The organism is Streptomyces sp. NPDC043876, from assembly GCF_056435825.1.
The window spans coordinates 1-3,463 of sequence record NZ_JBWKDV010000055.1; the positions used below are offsets into that span (position 1 = coordinate 1).

Sequence of the window (3,463 nt, forward strand, 5' to 3'; positions counted from 1 at the left end):
CCACCGCCACCCGCCCGCCATGCAACAGCGCGCCCCACAACTCCCACACCGAGAAATCAAACGCATACGAGTGGAACCAGCTCCACACATCCCCCACACCAAACCCGAACAGAGGCCGCGTCTGAGCAAACAGCCCCGCCACATTCCGATGCGTCACCACCACACCCTTGGGACGCCCCGTCGAACCCGACGTATAAATCACATACGCCGGATGATCAGCCGACAGCACCCCACGCCCGAACACACCCCCCGGCACAGCCGCAAGCCCATCCACCACCGCCGGATCATCCAAGGCCACCACCGGCACACCCAGACCCGCCACCCGACCCGCAAGCCCCACGGTCGTGACCACCACACACGCACCAGCGTCCGCGACAGTGAACGCGATCCGCTCCGCCGGATACCCCGGATCCACCGGCAGATAGGCACCACCAGCCTTCAACACACCCAACAGCGCAACAATCAGCTCAACGCCGCGGTCCATCACGACCCCGACCACCGACTCCGCACCCACACCCCGGCCCACCAAATAACCGGCCACCCGCTCCGCACGCGCATCCAGCTCCGCATACGAAACCTCAACACCCTCAAACACCACAGCAACCGCATCAGGAGTCCGCGCCACCTGAGCCTCAAACAACTCAGGCAACGTCAACACCCCACCAGCCGAGACAGCAGCCGGCTCCTGCCACTCCACAAGAAGCCGATCCAACTCGGCCTCCTCCAGAACCTGAACCTCACCCACACGCAACTGCGGGTCACCGCCCACCGCATCCAGCACCCGCGCCCACCGCGCCACCAACAGCTCGACCGACTCCACATCGAACAGATCAGCCGCCGCGAACACCAGACCCCGCAGCCCCGCCGGCGCACCATGAGCGTCGAACGTCTCCAGAACGCTCAACTCCAGATCGAACTTCGCCATCGTCGAGCCTTGGGAGAGCTCCTCCGTTCGCACGTCTGGAAGGCTCAACATCGGTTCGGCGTTGTTCTGCAGGGTCAGCATCACCTGGAACAACGGATGACGCGCCATCGAGCGGGCCGGGGAAAGTTCCTCGACCAGCTTCTCGAACGGCACATCCTGATGCGCGAACGCGGACAGGCTCGCCTCACGCACCCGCGACAACACCTGCGTGAACGTCGGATCGCCCGACAGATCCGTCCGCAGCACCAGCGTATTGATGAAGAATCCCACCAGATCGTCGAGCGCCACATCCGTACGCCCCGCCGTGGCCAGGCCGATCGGAATATCAGTACCCGAACCCAGGCGCGACAGCAGGACCGCGAACGCGGCCTGCAGCACCATGAACACCGTCACGCCCTCGGCCCGCGCCAGCTCCACCAGGCGGGCATGCACCTCGGCCGGCACCTCCAGCGGAAGACGGTGACCCACGTGACTGGCAACCGCCGGACGCGCCCGGTCGAACGGCAGCTCCAACTCCTCGGGAACACCGGCCAACGCCTCACGCCAATAAGCGACCTGGGCCGCGAGCACACTCTCCGCATCACCCTCGTCACCGAGCAGCTCACGCTGCCACAGCGCATAGTCGGCATACTGCACCGGCAGCGGCTCCCACTCCGGGAGCCGACCCTCGCGCCGTGCCGCATACGCAAATGACGCATCCCGGCCCAACGGCCCCATCGACCATCCGTCACCCGCGATGTGATGGATGATCACTACCAGGACCTGCTCGTCCGGACTGATCTCGAAGAGAGTCGCGCGGATCGGGATGTCAGTGGCGAGGTCAAAGCAGTACTCAAGGGCTTCGGCGATCGACTCATCCAGTTCGGCTGCCGAAATATCGCGTGTGCGTAGTTCCCACGTCACGTCTTCGGGTGCCAGGACCCGCTGGTACGGCTCACCATCAGCAACCGCGTACACCGTGCGCAGTGCCTCGTGGCGACCGATCGCGTCAAAAAGTGCGGCATTGAGTGCTGCGCGGTCCACGGGGCCCGTCAGGTGCAGGACCGCAGGAATGTTGTATGTGGACAGCCTTCCTTCGAGTTGGCTGATGAACCACATCCGGCGCTGCGCATACGACAACGGCAGCCGCCCCGGACGCTCCCGCACCGCCAGTGCCGCACGGACTGCTCCACCGCCACCAAGCCGTTCCGCCAGCCCCGCCACCGTCGGCGCGTCGAACACCGCCCGGATCCCCAGCTCCACACCACACACAGCCCGGACCCGGCTCACCAACCGGATCGCCAGCAGCGAATGACCGCCCAGAGCGAAGAAGTTGTCGTCCACCCCAACCTCGGGCAGACCCAACACCTCAGCGAATACCGCGCACAGAGCCTCCTCGCGGGCATTCGCCGGCCCCCGTCCCGAACCAGACGCGTAATCCGGAGCGGGCAGGGCCTTGCGGTCCAGCTTCCCGTTACCCGTCAACGGCAGTACGTCCATGACCACGACCGCGGAGGGAACCATGTGCTCCGGCAGCCGCCGCCCGGCGAACGTACGGACCGCCGCGGCCAGACCCTCGGTGTCCTCCGGGTCATCCGCGACCACATAAGCCACCAGACGCACATCACCCGGCACGTCCTCCCGCGCGACCACAACAGCCTGCTCGACCAGCGGGCTCGCCGCGATCACCGCCTGCACCTCCGCAGGCTCGATCCGGTAGCCGCGGACCTTGACCTGCTCATCCGCACGACCCAGGAACACCACCTCACCCCCAGCAGTCCACCGCGCCCGGTCACCCGTCCGGTACATCCGCTCACCCGGGCCACCGAAGGGACAGGCAACGAACCGCTCACCCGTCAGACCCGCACGGCGCACATACCCACGCGCCAACTGCACGCCCGCCACATACAACTCACCCGCAACACCCGGCGCCACCGGCGCCAGCCGGTCATCAAGAACGTAGAAACGGGTGTTCGCAACCGGCGACCCCACAGGCACCACACCGGCACACGCCAGACGGGCCGTCGCGACACCGATCGTCGTCTCCGTCGGACCGTAATGGTTGAACACCTCACACTCACCAGCAACCGCCAGCAGCTCCTCCACCAGACCCGAAGGCGCGGCCTCACCACCCAGCACCACCGCCCTCGACGGCAACACCCTCTCCAGACCGCCGGCACCCAGCGCCGCCAGATGCGAAGGAACCACCTTCAGGAACTCAATCCCGTGCTCCGCCAGATACTCCGCCACCGCCCCCGGATCGGTGACCGCGTCCTCGGCCAGGATGTGGAGCTCGCCGCCCGTGACCAGACTCGCGAAGACCACCGTGTTGCCCAGGTCGGTGACCTGCGCCTGGAACAGCGCATACCTCCCGCCCGGCGCACCGAACCCGACCCTCACCGGGACCGAGACCACATAATTGGCCAGACCACCGTGCGTGACCGCGACACCCTTGGGCCGGCCCGTCGAACCCGACGTATAGATCACATACGCCACACCCAGACCATCGACCCCGACCCCCGGAGCCGTCTCAGGCACCGTGCCGAGCTGCATCCGCAC

The 3,463-nt window shown here is 66.5% G+C and carries 1 protein-coding gene; it reads right to left on the reverse strand.

The window, feature by feature from the left end; all coding sequences use genetic code 11:
* The coding region (locus AC0693_RS38675) for an AMP-binding protein (protein WP_478804618.1) at positions 1-3,400 on the reverse strand (3,400 nt) is incomplete at its 3' end.
* Between the last annotated feature and the right edge of the window lie 63 nt (positions 3,401-3,463).